This is a genomic window from Microbacterium sp. B19(2022) (genome assembly GCF_012030385.1).
Classification (GTDB): Bacteria; Actinomycetota; Actinomycetes; order Actinomycetales; family Microbacteriaceae; genus Microbacterium; species Microbacterium oxydans_B.
Genome location: NZ_JAAUVO010000004.1, coordinates 173556 through 197058, shown reverse-complemented (window position 1 = coordinate 197058; position 23503 = coordinate 173556). Strand labels below are relative to the sequence as shown.

Here is a 23503-nt window from a genome sequence, read left to right as displayed (position 1 = left end):
GAAGGGGTGACCGCTCGCTACTTCTCAGCGGAGACGGTCACGCCGGCGAGGTTGATCCGGGAGTTGATGGAGTCCTCGGGGAAGCCGGCGACGATCGGCGCCACGGCCGTGATGGTCTCGCCGTTGTACAGCCAATCCGCCGCGTGGTCCTCCGACACGATGCGCGCGGCCTGCGCGAGCAGCTCGGCGGACTTGTCGGGATCCACCTCGGCCAGCGCCTTCGAGTACAGGTCCTGCACCTCGGCGTTGTCGTAGCCGAAGTAGTAGTCGGGGTTGGCGAAGTTGCCGAAGTCGCGCGGCTCGACGTGCAGCACGAAGCTGAGGTCGTAGTCCTTGTTCGTATAAACGTCTTCGAGCCAGGTCGGGAACTCGACCGAGTTGACCTCGAGGGAGACGCCGACCTTCTTGAAGTCGGAGATCAGCACCTTGGGCACCGTCGTGCCGTAGAACGCGGGAATCGTCAGCGTGAGCTCCAGGTCTTCCTGTCCCGCTTCGGCGAGCAGCTCCTTCGCCTTCTCCGGGTCGTACGAGATCACGTCCGACAGATCTTCGTAGCCGGGGTCGAGTTCGGGGATCGGGCCGAACAGCGTGGTACCGGCGCCGACCGCCTCGATGAGGGCGTCGTGGTCGATGGCCAGGCGTAGCGCCTCGCGCACGCGGACGTCGTCGAGGGGCGCCTTCTTGTTGTTGAACGCCAGCGTGGCCTTGTCTGTGGTGCGGCCCTTCGTCAGGGCGAACTCGCCGGAGTCCTCGAGCTGCGGCGCGAGGTTGGGATCGACGGCGGTGAGCACCTCGACGTCGCCGGCGAGGGCTGCATTCACGCCCGCCGTGAAGTCCGGGATGTACTGGAACTCGACCTGCGCGACGCCGGCCGGGTCGCCCCAGTAGTCGTCGTTGCGGGCGAAGGTGATGGTGCTGCCCTTGTTCCAGCGCGTCAGCGTGAACGGCCCGGTGCCGTTCTCGGCCGACTTCAGGTCGGTGGTGTCACCGGTCTTGAAGACCAGCCCCGCCGGACCCGTCAGGGCGAACAGGAAGTTCTGGTTCGGCTCGGTGAGCACGATCTGCACCGTGGTGGCATCCGGCGCCGTGATCGACGCGACCGCTGCGAAGTCGGCGTTCCCCTGCACAGTGGCGTCGGTGCGCACGGTCTCGTACGAGGAGACGACATCGGCGGAGGTGAGCGCGGTGCCGTCGTGGAAGAGGATGCCCTCGCCGAGGGTGAAGGTGTAGGTCAGCCCGTCGTCGGAGACTTCGTAGTCCGTGGCGAGTCGCCCTTCGATCTCGTTGTCCTGCGTGCGCGTGACGAGGCCCTCGTAGATGTTGTCGATGAGGATCTGTTCGAGAGCCGCACCGCTGGTGTGGCGGATGTCGAGGTTGGTGGGTTCGAGTACCAGTCCCACGTGCAGGGTCGCGTCGGGGTCGGGCTCACCGGTGCTCGCGGAGGGCCCGGGATCGGGGGAGCCCGCGCAGGCGCTGAGTATGACGGCGGTGGCCGCGAGCGCGGAGATCAGCGCGAGGCGTCGGGTGCGTCGGAACATGGGCGTTTCCTCTCGGTGCGGCAGTTGCTGTGTGCCGTTGTGTCGAGCCTAGAGTTGCGTGGCGGGGTGCGGGTCGGGTGTGGAACGGAACGTCACAATCCGCGAACGGCGGATGCTGTGGCGATGAGGGCGGCCAGCTCGACAGGTGCGGTCTCCTGCACGTTGTGCGTCGCGTCCAGGGTCACCACGCGGGCGGCGGGCACACGACGCTGGAGGTCTTCGGCATCGGCCCCGCTGACGAAACCGCGGGCGGCGCGGACCAGGGTGATCGGGGCGCTGACCCCGGACAGGTCGTCCCACCCGGTCTCGTGAAGGACCGAGGGGGCGGTGGGCGAACCGGGATCGTGCGCGGCGAGGGCCTGTGCGGCGAGGTGTGCGAAGTGGTGCTTCCACTCCACCCGCCCATCGGGCCGCACGCGGGTGTTGAGGAAGACACCGCGCTCGGTCTCGGGGCGGCTGCCGCCGAAGCCGAGCGACATCGCCTTGTCGACGAGTTCGTCCCGAGAGGCGAAGTCCGTGGGGCCGGCGTAGAACTCGCGCAGCGCGGCCGGCCCGGCGGTGACGTCGATCCCTGGCGTGATGTCGACGATCACGAGCTCGGAGACCAGATCGGGTCGGGAAGCGGCGAGGGCGGCGCCGGTGAGTCCGCCGAGCGACTGTCCGACGACGACCTGCGGCTGCGTCGCCCAGGCATCGAGTGCCGCGGCGACATCGCGTGCGAGGGTGCGCGGGGTGTAGTCGACGTCGTCGCGCCAGGAGGAGTCGCCGTGGCCGGCCAGGTCGATCGCGAGCAGCGGCAGCTGGAGCGCGAGCGAGGTCGTGTCCCACGTGTGCGCGTTCAGGCCCGCGCCGTGCAGCAGCGTGACCTGCGGCGCGTCTCCGCCGAACCGTAGGGCGCTCACGGAGCGTCCGTCGGCGAGGGGGAGGGTGAGGCGCTCCACTTCCGGGAGCGGAACGCCGAGCGCTTCGGCCTGTGCGGGAAGATAGCTGAACTCGCTGATGTCGATCGCCACGTGCATATTCTGCTCCACCCCAGCGACACAGAAGAAATGGCGGAGCATTCTGGCAACCATGCCCCCGTAGTTGATTGTGAACATGTTTATCAATCAATGCATCAGCATGTCACAGTGCATTTCCTTGCGTCGGGGTGGACAGAGGCCGGGAGGGTGGTCGCCGAATATCATGGAGTCATGAGTGAGACGCGAGTGCACCTGTCCAAGACCGAGCCGACCGCTTATCAGGCGCTCGATGCGTTCTCGAAGACCGTCGGGCAGATCTGCGCGGCGAACGGCATCGACGATCGCCTCAAAGAGATCGTCATGATCCACTGCTCGCAGCTCAACGGGTGCGCATACTGCGCCCGCATCCACGTCGACCGCGCCGTCGCCGCCGGCATCGACACCGACACGCTCACCCAGATCCCGACCTGGCGCGAGAGTGGCGTGTTCAGCGAGCGCGAGCGCGCGGCCCTCGAACTCGCTGAGGCGTTCACTTTCATCTCCGAAGACGGCGTGTCCGACGAGGTGTACGACCTGGTCGGCAGTGTCTTCACCGAGAAGGAGTACGCGGCGCTCAGCTGGGCATGCGTCTCCATCAACGCGTTCAACCGCGTCGTGATCGCCGGACGCTATCCAGTTCCCGCCCGGACTCCGCAGGCGCAGGCATGACGATCCTCGACGTCGACGGCGTCACCAACGTCCGCGATGTCGGCGGTATCCCGGCGTCTGGCGGCCGTATCCGCTCCGGAGTGCTGCTGCGGTCGGGTCAGCTCTCCGGCGCCACGACGAGCGGGGCCGCCGCGCTTCGTGCGAAGGTGCAGCACATCGTCGACCTCCGCGACGGCGAGGAGGTGGCGGCGGAGCCCACCGAGATCGAGGGGCCGGACACCACGCACCTTCCACTGTTCCTTGGGTCGGTCCGGTCGTTCTTCGAAGCCGACACGAGTCTCGACGACCTCTACCTGCATCTCCTGGAGGAGAGTGGGGAGCGCCTGGTCGAGGCCATCCGCATCATCGCAGCAGGGGCGCCCACCCTGGTGCACTGCACTGTCGGCAAGGACCGCACAGGCGTGACGGTGGCCCTCGCGCTGTCCGCCGTCGGCGCTGATCGTGAGGCCGTGATCGCCGACTACGCGCTCACGGAGTCGCAGCTGCCGGCGGAGCGCTCGCAGCGCATCGCCGCGTACCTCCGCGCCGAGCACCCCGAAGCGGTGCATGCGGTGGCCCTCGCGACGCAGTCGCCCGCTACGGTGATGCGGAGTCTGCTGGAGCAGGTCGATGAGCGCTGGGGTTCCGCCGCGGGCTACCTGCGGGCAAACGGGATGACCGAGGCGGAGCTCGCCGCGTTGACCGCTGCGCTTGTCGAGCCGGCCGAGTAGCGCACAACGGGACCGCGCTCTTCCCGGCGGAGGCAAGGTTAGGCAAGCCTTCACTTGGTGTACGATGAAGGCATCATGAACACCTCGCTCGAGACTCGCAGCACGCGCGCAGCACGCCGCGCAGCACGTCAGCGCGCGCACCACCTGGTGACGGCCGACGAACAGTCCCTCACCGAGCTCGAGGTCTTCCTGACGACGCTGCCGCTGTGCGCGTCCGGCCGGATCTTCATCGAGGTGCCCTCGGTCGCCGACATCGGCGTGATCGAAGCTCCGGGGCGGATGACCGTCACGTGGCTCGCGCGTGAGCAGCGTTCCGGTGCTCCCGGCAGTGGCCGCGCCTGCGCCCCCGGTCAGGCCCTGGCACGCGCGACCTGCGCGTGGGCCGACGAGATGATGTGCGACGACGAGATCGAGACGCGCGTCACGCTGCTCGGTGGCTACCTGGGCACCGCCGACATCGTCGAGCACCTGACGAGCGCGCTGCAGGTCTCGCCCGCACTCATCCACACCCCCGAGCGCTTCGGCCTGCTGCCCTCCGACCGCTGACCACGCGAGCGGGGCGTCAGCGCGACCGGCGCACGTAGTTGCCGTCTTCCAGCCCCGCCTCGATCTCGAAGCGGTTGCGCACCGGATCCCGGCCGGCGAACAGATAGAGCACCGGCATCAGGAAGCCGTAGCGGAGCCACTGCGCCTTGTGCACGGCCTCGTGGCGCAGGACGGCATCGCTCGGACGGGCGTCACCGGTGAGGAAGCACCCGCCGATGCATACGCCACCACGGTTGAAGGTCCAGCTCGGCATGCCCCGGAAGATCCACAGCCCGGCCCGTCGCTCGACGGGGCCGGTGCTCCAGAGCGATCCCCAGAGCCACCCGACAGCCGTGCCCCAGACATAGCCGAGGCGACTGATCGGCGATCGCAGCAGGAACGTGGGGATCCGGCGGTCGAAGCGTCGACCCCGGGCGAGCGCGGCTTCGGCCGCAGGACGCCAGTCCGCCGCCGTGCTCATGCCACGGCTCCGACCAACCGGAGCAGCGCTCCGAGGTCGTCGACCGCATCGGCCGGCGTTCGGGGCGCGAAGCCGGCGATCGTCGCGCCGGCCAGCGGGATCTCGGTGCGCAGCGCGCGGATGGCGGTGCTCAGAGCCGCGGGGGAGAGCCCGAACGGCACGGAGGAGGAGACGCCGGCGAAGTCGGAGGGATCGAGCACATCCACGTCGATGTGGACCCAGACTCGCGACGCCCCGGTCGCTCGGACCGCGTCGAGCAGCGCATCGGGTCGTTCGAGGTCATCGACGGAGAGGTTCGTCAGGGCCCCAAGAGGGGCGGCCTCTGCGTCGTCGAGATTGCGCACGCCCACGGTGACCACCCGGTCGGCGCGGATCGCGGGGGAGAGGACGAGCTGCTCCTCGCCCTCGCCGAGCAGGGCGCGCAACGCCATTCCGGAGAAGGCTCCGGAAGGAGAGGTCTCGGGCGTGTGGAGGTCGGCGTGGGCGTCGCACCACACGACGGCGAGATCGTCGGTACCGCCCGGGAGCGCATCTATCGCGGCGACGGTGATGCTGCAGTCGCCGCCGATCACGACAGTGTCCGCGTCGATGTGCCCGTGGGTGAGTTCGCGTGTGCGCAGCAGCGCGCTCAGGCGGCGGACCCCGGTGCCGAGGGATTCCCCCGCCTCGACCGGCACTTCCAGCACGGTCGTCGCAGCCCGGGGAAGGTCTCCCGCGATGGCGGCAGCACCGTCGACGAGGAGCATCGCGCGCGGTGCGGGCGAGCCCTGCCACTGCGGGATGACGAGGAATCGCACCATGGGTGCCTCCGAGAAGAAGAGCGCGGATGTCCCGGACGCGTGGCCCGGGACATCCGCTGGTGGTGTCAGTTGCCTTCGATGGCCTGACGGGGAGCGCTGCCGCCGGCCTTGAGCTCGGCGAGACGAGCCTCGACCTCGGTCAGTTCGCCGAGGTCTTCCAGGCTCTCGAACTGTGCGTCGAGGCTCGACGCCGCGAGCTCGATCTTGCCCTGAGCGATGGCCTCCTGGCGGCGGACCTTGTCTTCGAACCGGCCCAGCTCGCTGGTGGGGTCGAGCACGTTGATCGAGCCGACAGCGTCCTGCACCTTGGTCTGCGCCTCCGCGACCTTGGCGCGCGCGAGAAGCTCGCTGCGCTTGTTCTTGAGCTCGACGAGCTTGTCCTTCATGCCGTTGAGGCCGCTCTTGAGCTTGTCGACGATCTCGGTCTGGGCGGCGATCTGAGGCTCGGCGCCGGTGGCCTCGCGCTCGGCACTGATCTGGCGCTGCAGGGCGATCTTGGCGAGGTTGTCGAACTTGTCGGCGTCCGTGGCATCGCCGCTGTTGCGCATCTCGTCGGCCTTGCGGCTGGCGGCGAGGGCCTTGTTGCCCCACTCGGTCGCAGCCTGGACGTCTTCCTCGTGGTCACGCTCGAGGAGTCGCAGGTTGCCGATGGTCTCGGCGATCGCGGACTCGGCGTCGGCGATGCTGTTCGTGTAGTCGCGAACGAGCTGGTCGATCATCTTCTGCGGGTCTTCCGCGGAGTCCAGGAGGGAGTTGATGTTCGCGCGGACGAGGGTCGAGATACGTCCGAAGATGGACTGCTTGGTCATGCGTGGTTCCTTTCAGAGGGCGTCTTCGAGAGCTTGGCGTAAATGTCTGTGTGGCGGATCAGAAGCGTCTACCTCCGGATCGACCGCTGCGGCCTCCACCGCCGCGGGATCCCCCGCCGCCGAAACCGGAGCTGCGGAAGCCGCCGCCCCCGGAGGAGCGCCAGCCGCTGCTGCTGCTTCGACGGGACGACCCGCCGCCACCGCCGGCGAGGAGGCCGCCGATGATGCCGCCGAGGATGTCCCCGCCGATTCCGGAACCGCCGGACGAGGAGTTGGATCCGCCGAACGGGCTGCCCCAGCCGCTGTCGTACCCGGGCGGGTTGTACGCCTGGACGTCGGATTGCGCGGCAGAAGTGGCCTGGCCGGCGAGGGCGAGTGCGCGGTTGGCCTCGGCCAGAGACGCCTCGGGGTCGGTGGCGCGCAGGTTCAACGCCTGGGTGAGACTGGCCTCGGCGTTGGCGAGCCGGGTTCGTGCGGTCGAACCGACGGTGCCGCGGCGGGTCTCGATGAACTCGCGTGCCGCACGGATCTCGGAATTCGCCTGTGCGAGGGTCGGCTCGAGCATCTGCTGCACGCGGCGCGAGCGCTCGACGCCTTCTCGGCCCTGGGCGATTGCCGCATCGATCTGGGCGTTCGCGGCGCTGAGCGCCTCGAGCACCCGCTGCGGATTGCGCTTCGTGCTGGCGAGGTCGGCCTGCGCCAGCTGGAGCTGCTGCGCGGTCGCGGAGGAGGCCGCCGCGATCGCACCGGTCGTGTCGGGCAGCTGCTGTGCCGCGGCGAGGTCGGCCTGCAGTTCCGTGACCAGCGCCTGCGACTGTGTCTCGATGGCGGCCAGCTCGGCGCCCAAGGTCGAGACCGCCTGGGCGAGCTGGGCGGCCTGTGCGACCGACTGTTCGGCGGTGCGGATCGCGAAGGCGGCTTCGCCGGATCGGCCGGCCGCGATCGCCTGGGCGGCCGCCTCGATCGAGCGGTCGGCCAGGTCGGCGCGCTCCTGTGCCTGCGCGGGGTTGTCGGCGACCGTGCTCAGGGCCGCCGGGTCGTACGTCGCCGACAGCGCGGACAGAGCCGGTGCGGCGGCGGCGAGGATCGGGGTCAGTGCCGCGCGTTCGCCGCGGACCCTCTCGAGTTCCTGCGGCGCATTCTGCTCGAGTTTGCGAAGGGCGTCGAAGGCCTCGGTGTTGTCGTCGAGCACATCGTCGATCTCTTCGGCGATCCGGATGATGCGGATGTGCCAGGCCCGACGGTCGTGGATCGTGTCCTCGATCTCGTCGTCGAGCTTCTGCTTGAGGTCGAAGGCCTCAGCGATCTTGGCCTTCGCCGCGTCGACGACGCGGGTGAACTCCTCGGTCGCGCCCTCGCCGAACTGTGCGACCGCGAAGCCGAGCTCCTCCTTGCTGGAGGTGATGGCGTCATCGGCCTGCACGAGTGCGAGCCCGGCCTGCGTCTCGACCTGCTCGTCGGTGAGGGTGGAGAACGGATCAGCGGGGTCGGGTGTCTCCGGCATCGCGCCGCGTCGGCGGATCTCGGCCTTGCGCCGCGCGCGTCGGACGAGCGCGACGATGAGCCAGATGAGCAGAGCGGCGGCGATGACGGCCACCACGATCAGCGTGACACGGAGCGCTCCGGCACCCCCGTCGCCCTGGATCTCGTCGGCGGCGAGAGTGATCGCCCCGACCCAGTCGCCGTCGGCGGCGAGCGGGACCATCTTGTCTTCGATGGCGTCGAGCTGGTCGAAGCTCACCGGCCCGTCGGGCGCCGCCGAGATGTAGTAGCTGCGGCCGTCCACCGCGATCGCGAGGAGATACTGCTCGCTGCCGAGGTTGTTGCTGTCGGCGACGGTGTCAGCCCATTTGACGTTGTCGCTCGGATTGGTGAAGTCGTCGACGAGCACCACGAACAGGTCGGCGTTCGAGTTGGCGGTCAGCTCCTCGAGCCTGGTCTCGACCGTGGCCTCTTCATCGGCGCTGAGAACGTCGGCCTGGTCGGTGACGTATCCGGAATCGAGGGTGAGCGGATCGGTGGCGGAGGCGGCGGACGCGGTGAACGCTCCTGCCACGGCGGCCAGCGCGAGTGCGGCCAGCGTGAGCCACCGTTTCGTCATCGTGTTCCCTCCGACCGGCAGCCGAGCCCCATGCCATGAGTCTATGCACAGAGCCCGACACGCGACAGCACCAGCGGCGGGTTCGCCGTTCGCCCTCAGCGGAGGCACATACCCTGGAAGGCATGGACGACATGTACGGTTCGGATGTGCTGGCGACAGGCTGGCGCGACCGCGGCGCGAAGAAGGTGCCGCAGGTCGCGGCGGAGGCGGATCTCGTCGTCGAGGTCGCCGATGACGGCTTCTGCGGCGCGGTCACCCGCGTGCAGGGCGGCAACGTCGAGCTGGAGGACCGCGTCGGCCGTCGACGGCTGTTCCCGCTCGGCGGCGGGTTCCTCATAGACGGCGCACCGGTGCGCCTCGTCGTGCCGGCGGCGAAGGACCAGGGTCCGCGGCGCACCGCATCCGGATCGTTCGTCGTCGCGGATCAGCGCGCACGCGTCGCCCTGCCCAGCCGCATCCTCGTCGAGGGCAGGCACGATGCCGAGCTGGTGGAGAAGGTCTGGGGCGCCGATCTGCGTGTCGAGGGTGTGGTCGTCGAGTTCCTGCAGGGAGTCGACCTGCTCGACGACCTGCTGACTGCCGAGCCGCCCAGCGCCACCCGCAGGTACGGCGTGCTGGTGGACCACCTCGTGCCGGGTTCCAAGGAGACCAGGATCGCGCAGGCTATCGCGCGCGGCCCGCACGGCCGACACCTCCGCATCGTCGGGCACCCCTTCATCGACGTCTGGCAGTGCGTCACCCCGCGTGCCCTCGGCATCGCGAAGTGGCCGGAGATCCCGCGCGGTATCGAGTGGAAGGTCGGGATCTGCCGGGCCTTCGGGTGGCCCCATGAGACACAGGCCGACATCGCTCGCGCCTGGCAGCACATCCTCTCGAAGGTGACCACCTACCGGGACCTGGAACCCGCACTGCTCGGCCGTGTGGAGGAGCTCATCGACTTCGTCACGGCCCCGGCGGGTTGAACGCCGCCACCGCGGACGCAGGGAGCGCGGGGCGCCGACGACTACCCTGGAATCATGCCCGAACCCCGTACCTTCCGAGACGAGCCGGTGTCGTTCGTACGCCGCAGCGGCCGGATGTCCGAGGCGCAGGAGCGCGCCTTCACCGAGCTCGGCCCGCACTACCTGCTCGACGTCCCGCGCGACGTCGCCTGGACCTCGGTGCACCCGGAGGCCCGCCTCGATCCCGCGACCGAGTACGGCCGTGCCGCCGACCTCTACGTGGAGATCGGCTCCGGGCAGGGACACGCGATCGTCGCGGCGGCCTCGTCCCGCCCCGATGATGACTTCCTCGCCGTCGAAGTCTTCCGCGCCGGCCTCGCGCGGACGATGCTCGATGCGGACAGGGAGGGCGCCCGCAACGTCCGGGTCGTCGAGGCGAACGCGCCGGAGGTGCTGTCGTCATACCTTCCCGAGGCTGCGGCCCGCGAGGTCTGGATCTTCTTCCCCGATCCGTGGCACAAGAAGAAGCACACCAAGCGGCGCCTGGTGCGGCCGGGTTTCGGTGACACCGCCGCGAGGGCGCTGAACGACGGCGGCCTGCTGCGTCTCGCGACCGACTGGGAGGACTACGCGCTGCAGATGCGCGAGGTGCTCGACGCCGAGCCGCTGTTCGAGCGCGCGTTCGACGGGGAGTGGGCTGAGCGCTTCGATGGCCGGGTGATGACCGCGTTCGAGCGCAAGGGCATCGCGAAGGGGCGCGACATCCGCGATCTGGTCTACCGGCGCAGGGCGCGCGCGTGACCGAGGTGCGGCGCGAGACGACGCTGCGCCTCGCCTTCGTGCCGGCGTTACTCGTCTGTGCCGCTGCCCCGGCGTTCTTCGTGCTGGAGATCCCGTGGCTGGGCTGGGCGCTGCTCGCCCTGGGGATCGTGATCGCCTGGCTGCTCGAACGCGGGCGGCCGGCTGAGGACCAGGTCGTGAGCATGGGCGCACGGCGGGAGACCGCGAGGGTGATCGGCGTGCATCGGCCGCCCTCGCTCACCAGGGACCTCTCCCTGATCGCCGTCGGCCTGCTGATCGTCAGCATCATCCCGCTCGCCGCAGAACTCGACAACCTCGCGATGCTGCGTTTCACGCTCGCGCTGGGTGGTGCGGTCGCTGTGCCCTACGTCATCTCCCGGTTCGTCTACCGCGACCGCGCCATCAGCTTCCCGTGGCGCACGCACCGTCGATGGGGTCGTCTGCAGTGGGGATGGCTGGTGGCGGTGCTGATCCTGGGATGGCTGATCCTGCCCTTCTACTTCATCACCAGCGGCGTCTACCAGAACTGGCCGGTCGTCGACACGCCCGAGCTCATCGCACGGCTGTTCGTCGGCGTCGGCGCTGTGGGCATCTGGGACGAGCTGTTCTTCATCTGCACGGTGTTCGCGCTGCTGCGTCGTCACTTTCCGAACCTGGTCGCGAACCTGCTGCAGGCGATCGTGTTCGTCTCGTTCCTCTGGGAGCTGGGATACCGCGAGTGGGGCCCGTTGTTGACGATCCCGTTCGCGCTCCTGCAGGGCTACATCTTCCTGCGCACCCATTCGCTCGCCTACGTCGTCACCGTGCACCTGCTGTTCGACGCCGTGGTGTTCGCGGTGCTCGTGCACGCGCACAACCCCGGGCTGCTGCCGATCTTCCTGGTCTGACAGAATCAGCACATGCTCATCGTCGGTCTCGTCCTCGCCGCAGCCGCCGCTGCGTTCCACGTCTTCATCTTCGCGCTCGAGTCGCTGCGGTGGACCGAGCCGGAGACGAGGAAGATCTTCGGCGTCGCCAGCGAGGCGGATGCCGTCACGATGAAGCAGCTGGCCTTCAACCAGGGCTTCTACAACCTCTTCCTCGCACTCACGACCCTGCTCGGTATCGGCCTCGTGATCGTCGGTTCGGCCACCGTCGGACTGACCCTGGTGTTCGCCGGCACTGCGATGATGCTCGCCGCCGCATTGGTGCTCATCCTCTCGGACCGCGCGAAGGCGCGTGCCGCACTGATGCAGGGGACGCTTCCCCTGCTCGCCGTGGTCGTCACCGCGATCGGCGTCGCGATCGGCTGATCGCCGACCGACCGGAGCCCGGAGCGGGGTGACACGCGCGCTTCCAGCCGCCACACTCGTTGCATGGCCGACTGGGTACTGCACGTGGACATGGATCAGTTCATCGCCGCGGTCGAGGTGCTGCGCAGACCGGAGCTCGCCGGGCTCCCGGTGATCGTGGGCGGACGCGGTGACCCCACGGAGCGCGCCGTCGTGTCGACCGCATCCTACGAGGCGCGCGCCTACGGCATCGGCTCGGGGATGCCTCTCAAGATCGCGGCACGCAAGGCTCCGGAGGACGCCGTCTTCCTGCCCGTGGACCAGGAAGCGTACGCGGTCGCCTCCGGCGAGGTGATGGCCGCGCTCCGGTCGCTGCCCGACGTGGTGCTCGAGGTCATCGGATGGGATGAGTGCTTCCTCGGCGTGACGACGGAGGACCCGGAGCGGATCGCCACCGCTGCACAGGCGGCCGTGCTGGCCGCGACGGAGCTGCACTGCTCCGTCGGCATCGGGGACAACAAGGTGCGTGCCAAGATCGCGACCGAGTTCGGAAAGCCGCGGGGGATCTTCCGGCTGACGGCGGATAACTGGTTCGAGGTGATGGGCGACAAGCCCACCCGTGACCTGTGGGGCGTCGGCTCCAAGGTGCAGAAGCGACTGGCCGCGCACGGGATCACGACGGTACGAGAACTCGCGGACGCCGACGAGCAGGCGCTCGTCGCGGAGTTCGGTCCGCGGATGGGGGTCTGGTATCACGGGCTCGGCTCGGGCCGGGGGCCGAGTGTCGTCGACGACACCCCGTGGGTGGCACGCAGCCACAGCCGCGAGACGACCTACCAGCAGAACCTCACGACGACCGAGCAGGTCACCACCGCTGTCCGGGAACTCGCCATTCAGGCCTTCGATGACTGCGCCGCCGAAGGAAGACCCGTCGTCCGCGCGCATCTCAAGGTGCGGTACGCGCCGTTCGAGACGAAGACGCTCGGGCGCAAGCTCTCTGCACCGACGACCGATCCGGAGGAATTCGTGGCGACCGCCCTCGCGCTCGCCGAGACCCTCGACACTGAGCGGGAGGTCCGTCTCCTGGGCGTGCGAGCGGAGATGACGATGCCGGACGAGGGAGACGCGGCGGAGCGGACGCCGGTCCGAGGGAGGATCTGAGTCGGCGGCCGGGACGTGGCGCCGGGCCCGAGGGATCAGCCCCGAATGACGGCAGCCACCGCGCTCACCTCGATGAGCGCACCCGGAACACCGAGTCCGGCGACGAGAGCCGCCGTGACCAGAGGCGGTGCGCCTTCTCGCGCGAGCCTGGAGGCGACCGCCCCGTAGGCCGCGCGGAGGTCGGCGTCTTGATGGATCAGGACCGTCCAGCTGATCACGTCGTCGAGACCTGCGCCGGCGGACTCCAGCGCGATGCGGGCATTCTCGACGGCGCGCAGCGATTGCTCGGCGGCATCGGCGGAGACGATCGCCCCCGTGGAATCGACGCCGTTCTGGCCGCCGACGTAGATCGTGGTCGCGCCGGGTGGGACGACGGCGACGTGGCTGAAAGCAGGACTGACGACGAGCCCCGCGGGGCTGGCGAGTGTGATCTCCATGCCCATACTCTGCACCGGGGCTCCGACGTGCGGAACCCCGATGTCGAGGCGTGGATCAGAAGCGCAGCAGCACCTTTCCGATGCGTCCGGCGGTGTTGCTCGCCTGCACGGCTGCGCCGATGTCGGCGGCGTCGAAGATGCCGGCGACCGGAAGGGTCAGGGTGCCATCGGTGACGCGCTGGACCAGCTCGCCGAACAGTTCGCCCCGGGTTGCGGGGTCGAGGCTGGGCATGACCTTGCTGCCCCAGAAGCCCTTCACTGTTGCCTGCTTGAAGATGACGTCGGAGGAGGCGATCTCCATCGTGGAGGAGTTCATGGCCCCGAAGGCCACGAGGGTGCCGCCCTCGGCGAGGAGCGACAGCACGTCGCCCGACGACGACCCGCCGACGGAGTCGACTCCCGCGACGATCGGTGCGCCGCCGGTGATACGTGCCGCCTGCTCCCGCCAGTCGTCCTGATCCGTGGCGACGACGCCCTCGATGCCCTGGGTCCGGAGTTCTTCGATGCCCGCCGTGCGGCGGACGAGTCCGAGGACGTTGATGCCGCGTGCGGCACCGAGCTGCGCGAGCATACGGCCGACCGCGCCGTTCGCCGCGTTCTGCACGATCCAGTCGCCCGGCTTCACGTCGAGGAAACGCAGCAGGGTGATCGTGCTGAACGGCATCGAGACCAGCTGCGCCGCGTCCTCGTCCGAGAGTGCATCGGGAACGGGGATCAGGCCGGCGGCGTTCGCGAGGAAGTACTCCGACCACGCGCCGAACGTGCCGCCCGTCGCGACGCGCTGACCGACGGCGAGGTGTTCGACGCCCGAGCCGAGAGCATCGACGACGCCGAGCGCCTCGGTGCCCGACGCGGCCGGGAGCTCGGGCTTGAAGCCGTACGTACCGCGGACGGTCCACAGATCGTGGTTGTGGATGGGGGAGAGGAGCGTCCGAAGACGAACCTGGCCGGCGCCGGGCTCGGGCAGGGGGCGGTCTTCGATCCGGAGGACCTGCTCGGGATCGCCGAACGTCGGGTGGATGAGTGCGCGCATGGGATTTCCTTTTCGGGTGGCGGGGTTCAGAGGGTGTCGTCCGCGGGTGCGGACTCGGCGAGACCTGCGGTGAGGCGCTGGAGCCGTTCGGTGATGTCGTGCAATTCACTGATGAGCTCGCGGCGACGGTCGTCGTCGCTCAGGCCGGCGGCTTCGGCGACCGCGCTGTGGATCGGGGCGACCTCGGAGCGAAGCGCCTGACCGCGCGCGGTGAGCTGTACCGTGACGACCCGCTCGTCCGCCGCGCCGCGGACCCGAGTGACGAGCCCTGCCTGTTCCAGGCGGCGTACGAGGGGCGAGAGTGTGCCGGAGTCGAGGCGCATCACCGCACCCAGCGAGCCGATGGTCTGCTCGCCCTCGATCCACAGCGCGGCGAGCACGAGGTACTGCGGGTAGGTGAGCCCCCAGGGCGCCAGAAGTGTGCGGTACGCCTGCGTGGTCGCGCGTGATGCGGAGTACAGCGAGAAGCACACCATCTCGTCGGTCATGGCCATGTACTGAGTATTGCACGCGATTGAATTGTGCACAACTTAAGTGAACGGTTCGATAGCTTGGAGGGCCACCCGGGCAGGGTGAGATGCGGTTCATGGCGAGTCTCCGCCGCAGTACGCTCGGCCAGACGATCACACGGAGGCAGGAGGATGCAGTGACCAGACCGTCCTGGCTGTTCAGCACGCTCGCGGGTTACCAGACCAGATGGGTCGTCCGAGACGTGGTCGCCGGACTCTCCGCCGGTGCCGTGGTGATCCCGCAGGCGATGGCGTACGCGACGATCGCGAACCTTCCCGTCCAGGTGGGTCTGTACACGTGCATCGTGCCGATGGTGGTCTATGCGGCCCTCGGAGGCAGCCGGGCGATGAGCGTCTCGACGACTTCGACGATCGCGACGCTGACTGCGACGACGCTCGTCTCCGCGGGGGTGGCGGCCGGTGCGGAGGACGCGATCGGCTCCCTGATGATGCTCACGCTGCTGGTCGGGGTGATACTGCTTCTCGCCCGGCTCGGCCGACTCGGCTCCCTCGTCGAGAACATCAGCGGCGCCACGGTGCTCGGACTCAAGATCGGCGTCGGCGCCACGGTGGCCGTCGGCCAGCTGCCGAAGCTGCTGGGGGAGACCTACAACTTCTCGGGGCACGGGTTCTTCCGATCGCTGGCCGCCGTCGGAGAGGCGTTCGGCAGCGTCAACTGGCCGACGGTCGCGCTGTCGGCAGGCTCAGTGGTGCTGCTGGTGGTGCTGAAGCGCTGGGCGCCGAAGGTCCCGGGGACACTCGTCGTCGTGGTCGGCGGCATCCTCCTGGTCTGGCTCGGCGGGATCGACCGACTCGGAGTGGGTCTCATCGCCGCCGTGCCGAGCGGACTGCCCGTTCCCGGATTGCCCGACCTGGCGCAGGTCACCGCGCTCGTTCCCGGTGCCCTCGCGATCGCCGTCATGGCCTTTCTCGAGTCCGCAGCCGTCGCCCGAAGCCTGCGCACCGCGGACGAACCGCAGATCGACAGCAACCAGGAACTCTTCGCGACCGGTGCGGCGAACACGGTCGGCTCGTTCTTCGGCACCATGCCCGCGGCGGGTGGTTTCTCGCAGAGCGCGGTGAACCAGAGTGCCGGGGCGCGATCCCAGCTGGCGACGGTCGTCACGGTCGTGCTCGCCATCCTGGTCGCCCTGTTCCTCGGCCCTGTCCTCAGTCTCATGCCCGAGGCCACCCTGGCCGCCATGGTCTTCGTCGCGGTCGCGGGACTCATCAACGTCCCGGAGCTGGTGCGATGGGCTCGGATCAGCCGAGTCGACTTCTGGATCGCGCTGTCGGTCGCGATCATCGGGCTCACCGCGGGATTGTTGTCGGCCGTCGCCGTCGGCGTCGTGGTGACGCTGATCCTCGTGCTGCGCGAAGTGAACGTCCCGAAGATCCGCGTGGTGGGAAGGATCGCCGGCGTGCTCGGCATCCACCTGGAGCGCGGGCTGTACACCGCGAATGCGCTGGTCAACGAGCGCAGGCTTCTCGAGATCGTCGACGGCGAGGAAGAGGAGGTCGCGGCTCTCGTGCTCGGGATGAGGCAGCAGGAGGTCATGACCATCACCGTGCTCGAGGCGCTCGAGAACCTCGACCGGGAGCTCGCGCAGCGCGACACGGAGCTTCACCTGGCCGCGCTCCCTGAACCGGCCGCCGCTGTCGCCGGACGCACTCCGTGGTTCACGGCGCTGCGCGCGGCCGGTCGCGTGCACGACACCGTGCGGGAGGGGATGGAGGCGGCCGTCACCGCCCATCGCCCAGAGGCGGCGGGAGGCGGTCGGGGTGGATGACCAGGCCGGCCTGACCTGGCAGTGGGCGAGGTTCGGTCTCGGTATCGCTTTCGCCCTGCCCGCCATGGTCGTCACTCCCTTCAGCCCGACGCTCGGTCTCGCTCTCGCCGTCGGTGTTCTTCCCGCGGCGGCGTTCCGGCTTCCGCCTCGGCGACGCGGTCGCGCGGTCATCCTCCTCGTCGGAGGTCTCAGTGCGATCGGGCTGCTCGTGGGGTCGCTGCTCGCCACCGTGCCCGCCGTCGCCGTCGTCGCGGTTTTCGGCGCGGCCGTGCTCGCGTGCATCAATGCGGTGCATGGGCGCCTGGCGCAGCTCGTGCTGATCCTCGTCCTGCCGATGATCGGCATCGGTCTGAGCTTCCCCTGGTCATCGGCAGCCGTCGGGCTCGCGGGAAGCATGGTGGCGGGATCGCTGTACGCGTGGCTCGTCTCCCTGCTCTGGCCGGAGCGAGATGGCCCGCCGCCGCCCGCAGCCCCTGTGCCGCGAGGTCGGGCGATGCTGGTCTACGGGCTCCTTCTCGGTGCCGCAGCTGCGATCGCCGCCGCTGTGGGCTTCCTCCTCGATCTGCAGCACGTCGGCTGGGCGACGGCGGCGGTGCTGCTCGTGATGCGTCCCGTGCGCGGGCAGCTCATATCGCGCAGCATCGGCCGGGCGATCTCGGTGCTCGTCGGTGCTTTCGCCGCCGCCGCTTTCGCAGTCCTCGCGCCGGGAGATCTCCTCATCGGCGTCGTGGCCGGCGTCGTGGTCGGTGCCCTGTGTGCTACCCAGGGGAGCCGCTGGTATGTGGCCCCGGGCTTCACGACGTTCATCGCCCTGACCTTCATCCTGGTGAACTCCACGGAGCAGCCCGGAGCACGCTTCCTCGAGCGGGCACTGGAGACGCTTCTCGGCGTCGGGCTGGCGCTCTTCTTCGGGGCAGCCGTGCCGTCTCTCCTGTCGTTGCTCGCTCTTCGACGGAGGTCGACCTCGGTCTAGACATTCGTCCTCTCGGAAGCGCTTGAGCCCTTATCTGCGCGGTGTCATACTGCGGATATCTGCTGGCCTGGCGTCGAACGATGGACCGGGGGGTTCCCATGACGGAGAGCATCGGCGACGACGATGCACCGAGGACGTTCGTCCCCGAGGCGGGCGAGGATGACGTCGCGCGTCCACGACTGCTCGACCGGCTCACGGCCGCGATGGACGAGCCCTGGACCTTGACGCTCGTCACCGCCCCGGCCGGAGCCGGCAAGACCAGGCTCCTCGCCAGCTGGGCGGAGATGATCGACGCGGAACCGGACACCGAGGTGGTGTGGGTCTCCTTCCAGCGCGGCGACCGTGAGCTCTCTCTCCTTCGCGCAGCGCTCGAACGGATCCCGGATGGGAGGCTTCGCGAGAGCCTGGCCACGGTTCCGCGAGCGGCGTCGGACGACTCGGCGCGCTCGCTCGCGCGGGTTCTGCGGGCAACGCCGCGACGGATCGTGGTCGTCTTCGACGACGTCCACCTGATCGGGACACCGGAACTGGCCGACATGCTGTCGGCGTTCGTCCAGGCTGTCCCCGGCAACGCGCACGTCGTCCTCTCCGGGCGCGGCACGCGGCTGATCCGCGTGGCGCGGCGTCGTATCGCCGGAATCGCGCTCGAGCTCGACAACGCCGATCTGGCGTTCACCCCCGCCGAGGTGCGGTCCTTCTTCCGGGCCAACGGGATCACGGTCTCGCAGGGGGAGATCACGACGATTCTCCAGCGGACCGAGGGCTGGGCCGCGGGACTCCGCCTCATGGTGCTCGCCGGGCTGCAGCACGCCGACATCACCGACAGACCTCTCCGCGGGGATGCGCCTGCGCTGGTCGACTACTTCCTCGAGGAAGTCTTCGCCGACCTGGATGAGGAGCTTCGCGAGTTCCTCCTCGTCACGTCCGTCCCGGAGGCGTTCTCGCTTGATCTCGCGTACCGGCTGTCTCCCGGTGCTCCCGCCGCCGCCCTCGTGGAGAGGCTCATCCAGCTCAGTGTGCTGATGGGCCGGCACGGTAGCGATCCCGTCTGGTACCACTATCACCCGCTGCTGCGGGAGTTCCTCGCCGCACGCCTGCGGGATCGGGGGCGGGCCGTCATCGACCACCTCGAGAAGGACACCGCCGAATGGTTCGCCGAGCAGCAGGAGCATCTTCCGGCGCTGCGACACGCCACGCAGAGCTCGGATCCGGCGTGTATCTCCGTGGTTCTGCGCCGGTGCGGGATGCAACTGATCCTGACGGGGCACGCCTGCGCCGTGATCGAGGCGATCGGGACGATGCCCGCTCCGCTGCGGTCGGACGCCGCGGTGCAGATGCTGGTCGCCGCCGCGGAACTCGCCCGCGGCGATGCCTCGGCGGCGGCAGCCGTCCTCGCGACGGTACGCGACCAGGACACGTCGCCGGCGACCCGTCAGTGGCTGACGGGACTCGATCTGCACACGGCCGTGCGCCGCGGAGGGATCACGGAAGCCCTCGCGCGGCTCGGGCGTGCGTTCGACACCGTCACGGGAGAGACCCAGCTCGACACGTATGCGTTCCTGCAGGCGGCGATGGGGGAGTTGTATGTCGGTCACCTGGACCGCGCCGAGCGCTATGCGCGCTCCGCTGCCGATCAGGCGCGAGCGGTCGACGCGATCACGGCGGAGCTCCAGGCATCCGCCGTCCTCAACACCAGCGCCCTCTTCCGAGGCAGGATGCGCGACGTTCTCGCCTCGGGCGCGCGACTGGACGCCCGATGGCGCGAACTCGGAATGCCGGACGATCCCTTCTACGAGGTGACCCGGGTGTGGCGGTACTGGGTCCCGTACGAACGTCTGCAGGCGGTCGACGCAGAGCAGACCTTCCGCGCGGCGGAGGCGATCATCCATTCGGGCTCCGAGCCGGCGATCTCGCGAGGTCTGCAAGGGCTGATGGCGCTGCTGAGCGCCGAAGCCGCCCCCGATCCGCATGAGGCGGCCGGCACGCTCCTCGAAACCCTCCTCCCTCGGGATGACATGCCGCTCCCTCCGCACTGGTATGCGATGCTGGGCGCCTTCGCCGTGCACGCGTTCGACCGCCTGGGCGAGCCGAATCTGCGGGACCAGTTCATCGCCGAGACCGAGCGCGCGTTCGGCACGAGTGGTGAACTGGTGGTCCTCCGCGCGATCGCGGCTCTGCACGACCATCGGCACGCGGTCGCACGCGAGACGCTCGCCCCCGTCCTCGACGGTTCGATGACGTGCGCGCTGCCGGCCTCGATGGTGGACGCCTGGCTGGTCGCTGCCGCGCTCGATGTGCACACCGGTGACTCCGAGCGGGCCCAGGCCTCGCTCTCCCTGGCGCTCTCGCTGGCCGAGCCGGAGGAGCACGTCCGCCGTATCGCCGCGGCCGATCCCGCCGTGCTGCGTCTACTGGGCGCGCGCGCGACCGCCGGTACCCGGACACGCTTCGCCGACACTGTCCGGGAGCGGCTCGTCACGGCGGGGCTGCTCATGGACGCGGAGCTCACGCATCGAGAACGCATCGTGCTGCTGGCGCTGAGCCGCAACGCGACGCTGCGTCAGATCGCGCAAGAGGAGTTCATCTCCCCGAACACCGTCAAGACCCACGTGCGCAACATCTACCGCAAGCTCGGCGTCTCGGATCGGGACAGCGTGACGGCGGCCGCGCACGCCCTCGGGATCGAGTAGCGCACGCGGCCGCCGTCAGGGCGGGAACCGCGTCAGTCGCGTGCCATGGCCGCTGCCAGATGTGCCTCGAGGTCGAGGTAGGCGTCGTCGGCGATGTCGAACACGACCTTCGTGATCTCGCCGCCGGCGAAGTCGAACCCGTAGCCGTACAGCGACGACACCGGGTCCGCGCTGTCGCGGCCGATCGTGAGCCCTTCGCCGCACAGGGAGAAGTGTCCGAGGACCGTGCGGATCTGCTTCTCGCCGACCACCTGGTCATCGATGTACAGCTTCACCGGGCCGACGCCTTCGCGGTGCTCGCCCATGCCCTCCTTCGTGAATTCGACCCCGATGATGTGCTTCCCCGACGTCGGCACGGGCGCGGAGACCCGATCCTCCGGAGGGATACCGAGGAAGTTGTACACGTAGTGCACCTGGCCGTCCTTCACGACGAGAGCGTGCCCGCCGAAGCGGGAGCCGTGCGCGAAGATGACCCCCTCCGCATCGGGCGTGAACTCGACCTCGGCGGCGATCTTGTACGAGACGCCGTGCGTGTTCGCCGCAGACCTCTCGGGGACCTCGCTGGTGTTCGGGTAGTAGACGAACCGACCCGAGGGCGGAGCCGGCTGGTGGAACTCCATCCCGATGAACGTCTCGAAGTCCTTCGGGTTGCCGATGATCTGCAGGTCATTCAGCGGCAACACGTTGTTGGTCTTCGCCTCGTCCATCCAGAGCGCCTTGAGCTCTTCGAGCTTGTCGGGATGTTCCTTGGCGAGGTTCTTCGCCTCGGCCCGGTCGACGTCCGTGTGGTAGAGCTCCCACTCGTCCTTGTCGAAGTTGCTGATGCCGCTCATCGGACCGTGGACTGCGACGGCCTTCCAGCCCTCGTGCCAGATACCGCGCTGGCCGAGCATCTCGTAGTACTGCGTCTGCTTCTGCGTCGGACCCTCCGGCTCGGCATCGAACGAGTACGCCATCGACACGCCGGACAGGGGCGTTTGCTCGACACCGTTGTAGACGTCGGGGAACTCCACTCCGCAAGCCTCGAGGATCGTCGGGACGATGTCCGTCGAGTGGTGGTACTGATGGCGCACCTCACCGCGGGCCTTCATACCGGCGGGCCAGTGGATCACGAGCGGATCGCAGACGCCGCCCTGATAGGTGTAGCGCTTGAACATCTTGTAGGGCGTGGAGAACGCCGCGGCCCACCCGGTCGGGTAGTGGTTGTAGGTGTCGGGCGAGCCGAGCTTGTCGACGAGGCGAAGGTTCTCCGCCTCGTCGTCGGGGTAGCCACCGAAGATCTTGCCCTCGTTGACCGAGCCGTTCGGGCTGCCCTCGCCGGACGCGCCGTTGTCGGCGCAGTACAGGATGAGCGTGTTGTCGAGCTGACCCGATTCTTCGAGGTAGTCGACGATGCGGCCGACCTGCGAATCCGTGTACTCGCTGAAGCCCGCGTAGACCTCCGCCATCCGGGAGAACATCGCCTTCTCCTCGGCATTCAGCGAGTCCCAGGGGCGCACCTCATCGGTCGGGTTGAAAGTGCCGTCGGCCATGGGGTTCAGCGCGGTCAGGTCGGTGTCGGCCGGAACGATGCCCTTCTCGACCATCCTGGCGAGAACCCAGTCGCGGTAGGCCTCGTAGCCGTCGTCGAACTGACCCTTGTACTTGTCGATGTACTCCTGCGGGGCGTGATGGGGAGCGTGGTTGGCCCCGGGGCAGAACCAGAGGTACCAGGGCTTGTCCGGCTCGGTCTGCTTGACGTCGCGGATCATCGTGAGCGCCTGATCGGCCAGATCCTTCGACAGGTGGTAGCCCTGCTCGGGGAGGTACGGCTGATCGATGTAGTGGTTGTCCTCGGCCAGCGACGGATACCAGTTGTTGGTCTCGCCGCCGATGAAGCCGTAGAACCGGTCGTAGCCCTGTGCCAGCGGCCAGTGCTTCTTCGAGGCGCCGGCGGTCCACTCGTCGATCGGCACGTTGTGGTTCTTGCCGACCCAGAAAGTTGACCACCCCGCGTCGCGGAGCACGTGCGCCATGGTGACGTTCGACTCGGGGATGTGGGAGTTGTAACCCGGGAAACCCGTCGACGACTCCGAGATCGTGGCGAAGCCGTTGAGGTGGTGGTTGCGTCCGGTCAGGAACGTCGATCGCGTCGGCGAGCAGAGCGCGGTCGTGTGCCACTGCGAGTAGGTGAGGCCGTTCTGCGCGAGCCGATCCATGGTGGGCATGTTGATCCGCCCACCATACGGCGACCACGCCGCCATGCCGGTGTCGTCGTAGAGCACGACCAGGACGTTCGGTGCACCTGTCGGTGGCGTCGACGCCCGATAGGCGTCCCAATCCGCGACGGAGTCGCGCACGTCGAGTTCGATCTTGCCCTGGAAGTCGCGAGCCATTTGCTGGTTCCCTTCGCCTGTCGGAACGATGCCGTATCCGCACAGTACTGCGGCGTGATGGTTGTTGTCACCGGTGGAACGCGACGCTCATCCGGGTGATCCCCGTCACCTCGCAGCGAGGGACCCGTCGGGAGACGCTCCCCGTCACTCAGATCAGCGCCGCGAGCGCCTTCTGCAGCTGGAGAGCGCCGATCACGAGGAGTAGAGCCGCGTTGAGCACGTGTGTGTTGCCGGCGATCCACGTGCGGACGCGGTCGAGCAGCGGCTGCGCGTCGCGGCCGCGCACGACGACGTACACGACGGGAAGAGCGATCGGGAGGGTGCCCACCACGACGAAGGCGGCTGCGACCCAGAGTCCCGCGGCCGGATCCACGTCGGACAGGGTGATGTCGAGCGCGGCGAGGATGGCGCAGGACGCGTCGACCGGGTTCAGGACGAAGAGCCCGATGCCGAGGAGGAGCGTGCGCCCGGGGCGGAACGACTCCACCGAATGCAGCCAGCCGGGGAGTTGGGGTGACGCGGCCACGACGTCGCGGGGCGTCGACGCCGCCGCCATCCGCTGGATGTGCACCCGGCCCTTCCGGTACACCCAGACGGCGGAGGCGACGAGGAAGAGACCGACGAGAAGGCGGACGAGCGGCACCCACAGGGGCGGTTCGCCGCGTTGATGAACCTGGAGCACCGGGAACAGCCACAGGAAGAGCGCCATGAGTCCGGCGAGGCCGAGGAACCACCCGAGCAGATACGCGATCCCGTTGGCCCTGGCGTTCTGCGACAGCAGCACCGCGACGAGAGCCATGATCGCGAGCGGGCTCAGCACGACGCCGAGCGCGACCGGAATGAGATCCAGGATCAGTTCGCCCATCTCCGTGCCTCTCTTCCGTCTTCCCG

General features: G+C 68.8%; 22 protein-coding genes. 11 read left to right on the top strand and 11 right to left on the bottom strand.

Features of this window, described 5'->3' with window-relative positions; genetic code table 11:
* Positions 1-17: 17 nt before the first annotated feature.
* Positions 18-1538 carry an ABC transporter substrate-binding protein gene (locus tag HCX50_RS05255; RefSeq protein ID WP_091033832.1) on the bottom strand — a complete coding sequence of 507 codons (1521 nt, stop codon included), beginning with the start codon at positions 1536-1538 and terminating at the stop codon, positions 18-20.
* A gap of 92 nt (positions 1539-1630) precedes the next feature.
* Positions 1631-2557, bottom strand: a complete 927-nt coding sequence (locus HCX50_RS05250) for an alpha/beta fold hydrolase (RefSeq protein ID WP_167633229.1) — start codon at positions 2555-2557, stop codon at positions 1631-1633.
* Positions 2558-2728: 171 nt separating this feature from the next.
* Here HCX50_RS05250 and HCX50_RS05245 point away from each other — a divergent pair, with 171 nt between their 5' ends.
* The 3 genes from HCX50_RS05245 (at position 2729) to HCX50_RS05235 (ending at position 4461) form a co-directional block, all read left to right on the top strand.
* Positions 2729-3205, top strand: a complete 477-nt coding sequence (locus HCX50_RS05245; RefSeq protein WP_029261916.1) for a carboxymuconolactone decarboxylase family protein — start codon at positions 2729-2731, stop codon at positions 3203-3205.
* Entirely contained in the window at positions 3202-3915 is a 714-nt protein-coding gene (locus HCX50_RS05240; RefSeq protein WP_167633228.1) for a tyrosine-protein phosphatase, read from the top strand. Before HCX50_RS05245 ends, HCX50_RS05240 begins: the two co-directional genes overlap by 4 nt.
* Before the next feature lie 75 nt (positions 3916-3990).
* Positions 3991-4461 (top strand): SIP domain-containing protein, encoded by a 471-nt coding sequence (locus HCX50_RS05235; protein ID WP_091034511.1) that lies wholly within the window; start codon positions 3991-3993, stop codon positions 4459-4461.
* A 16-nt stretch (positions 4462-4477) separates the two neighbouring features.
* Here HCX50_RS05235 and HCX50_RS05230 read toward each other — a convergent pair whose 3' ends face one another.
* From HCX50_RS05230 to HCX50_RS05215, 4 genes are all read right to left on the bottom strand, one after another.
* A complete protein-coding gene (locus HCX50_RS05230) occupies positions 4478-4921 on the bottom strand; it encodes a Fe-S oxidoreductase (RefSeq protein WP_167633227.1) in 444 nt (147 codons plus the stop codon).
* Entirely contained in the window at positions 4918-5721 is an 804-nt protein-coding gene (locus HCX50_RS05225) for an arginase family protein (protein WP_091033823.1), read from the bottom strand. Before HCX50_RS05225 ends, HCX50_RS05230 begins: the two co-directional genes overlap by 4 nt.
* A gap of 65 nt (positions 5722-5786) precedes the next feature.
* Positions 5787-6530 carry a PspA/IM30 family protein gene (locus HCX50_RS05220; RefSeq protein ID WP_091033820.1) on the bottom strand — a complete coding sequence of 248 codons (744 nt, stop codon included), beginning with the start codon at positions 6528-6530 and terminating at the stop codon, positions 5787-5789.
* A gap of 58 nt (positions 6531-6588) precedes the next feature.
* Positions 6589-8631, bottom strand: coding sequence for a TPM domain-containing protein (locus tag HCX50_RS05215; RefSeq protein ID WP_091033817.1), 2043 nt, complete (start codon positions 8629-8631; stop codon positions 6589-6591).
* Positions 8632-8753: 122 nt separating this feature from the next.
* On the opposite strand from HCX50_RS05215, the gene HCX50_RS05210 reads away from it, so the two are divergent.
* The 5 genes from HCX50_RS05210 (at position 8754) to HCX50_RS05190 (ending at position 12805) form a co-directional block, all read left to right on the top strand.
* The gene (locus HCX50_RS05210; protein ID WP_091033815.1) at positions 8754-9593 is read left to right on the top strand and encodes a DUF3097 domain-containing protein; all 840 of its coding nucleotides are present in this window, start codon (positions 8754-8756) and stop codon (positions 9591-9593) included.
* A 54-nt stretch (positions 9594-9647) separates the two neighbouring features.
* Complete coding sequence (gene trmB / locus HCX50_RS05205) at positions 9648-10373, top strand: tRNA (guanosine(46)-N7)-methyltransferase TrmB (RefSeq protein ID WP_091033812.1); 726 nt, start codon at positions 9648-9650, stop codon at positions 10371-10373.
* Complete coding sequence (locus HCX50_RS05200; RefSeq protein WP_167633226.1) at positions 10370-11260, top strand: CPBP family glutamic-type intramembrane protease; 891 nt, start codon at positions 10370-10372, stop codon at positions 11258-11260. Before trmB ends, HCX50_RS05200 begins: the two co-directional genes overlap by 4 nt.
* Before the next feature lie 12 nt (positions 11261-11272).
* A complete protein-coding gene (locus HCX50_RS05195) occupies positions 11273-11665 on the top strand; it encodes a DUF1304 domain-containing protein (protein WP_105709705.1) in 393 nt (130 codons plus the stop codon).
* Positions 11666-11728: 63 nt separating this feature from the next.
* On the top strand, positions 11729-12805 hold the full coding sequence (locus tag HCX50_RS05190) for a DNA polymerase IV (protein ID WP_167633225.1): 1077 nt from the start codon (positions 11729-11731) through the stop codon (positions 12803-12805).
* A gap of 35 nt (positions 12806-12840) precedes the next feature.
* On the opposite strand, the gene HCX50_RS05185 is transcribed toward HCX50_RS05190, so the two are convergent.
* From HCX50_RS05185 to HCX50_RS05175, 3 genes are read right to left on the bottom strand one after another with little or no spacing between them, the layout of a single operon-like run.
* Positions 12841-13242, bottom strand: a complete 402-nt coding sequence (locus HCX50_RS05185; protein WP_091033802.1) for a RidA family protein — start codon at positions 13240-13242, stop codon at positions 12841-12843.
* Positions 13243-13297: 55 nt separating this feature from the next.
* Positions 13298-14275 carry a zinc-binding dehydrogenase gene (locus HCX50_RS05180; RefSeq protein ID WP_167633224.1) on the bottom strand — a complete coding sequence of 326 codons (978 nt, stop codon included), beginning with the start codon at positions 14273-14275 and terminating at the stop codon, positions 13298-13300.
* A 26-nt stretch (positions 14276-14301) separates the two neighbouring features.
* Positions 14302-14769 carry a MarR family winged helix-turn-helix transcriptional regulator gene (locus HCX50_RS05175; RefSeq protein ID WP_237682350.1) on the bottom strand — a complete coding sequence of 156 codons (468 nt, stop codon included), beginning with the start codon at positions 14767-14769 and terminating at the stop codon, positions 14302-14304.
* Positions 14770-14921: 152 nt separating this feature from the next.
* Here HCX50_RS05175 and HCX50_RS05170 point away from each other — a divergent pair, with 152 nt between their 5' ends.
* The 3 genes from HCX50_RS05170 to HCX50_RS05160 all read left to right on the top strand — a co-directional run bounded on the left by HCX50_RS05170 (position 14922) and on the right by HCX50_RS05160 (position 20237).
* Complete coding sequence (locus HCX50_RS05170; RefSeq protein ID WP_337748983.1) at positions 14922-16574, top strand: SulP family inorganic anion transporter; 1653 nt, start codon at positions 14922-14924, stop codon at positions 16572-16574.
* On the top strand, positions 16567-17547 hold the full coding sequence (locus HCX50_RS05165) for an FUSC family protein (protein WP_244175992.1): 981 nt from the start codon (positions 16567-16569) through the stop codon (positions 17545-17547). The genes HCX50_RS05170 and HCX50_RS05165 overlap by 8 nt, the downstream gene beginning before the upstream one ends.
* 98 nt (positions 17548-17645) lie before the next feature.
* Positions 17646-20237, top strand: a complete 2592-nt coding sequence (locus HCX50_RS05160; RefSeq protein ID WP_167633223.1) for a LuxR C-terminal-related transcriptional regulator — start codon at positions 17646-17648, stop codon at positions 20235-20237.
* Between the two features lie 32 nt (positions 20238-20269).
* On the opposite strand, the gene HCX50_RS05155 is transcribed toward HCX50_RS05160, so the two are convergent.
* Together HCX50_RS05155 and HCX50_RS05150 are read right to left on the bottom strand one after the other, a co-directional pair.
* Positions 20270-22612, bottom strand: coding sequence for an arylsulfatase (locus HCX50_RS05155; RefSeq protein ID WP_167633222.1), 2343 nt, complete (start codon positions 22610-22612; stop codon positions 20270-20272).
* Between the two features lie 148 nt (positions 22613-22760).
* A complete protein-coding gene (locus HCX50_RS05150) occupies positions 22761-23477 on the bottom strand; it encodes a GAP family protein (protein WP_167633221.1) in 717 nt (238 codons plus the stop codon).
* Positions 23478-23503 lie beyond the last annotated feature (26 nt).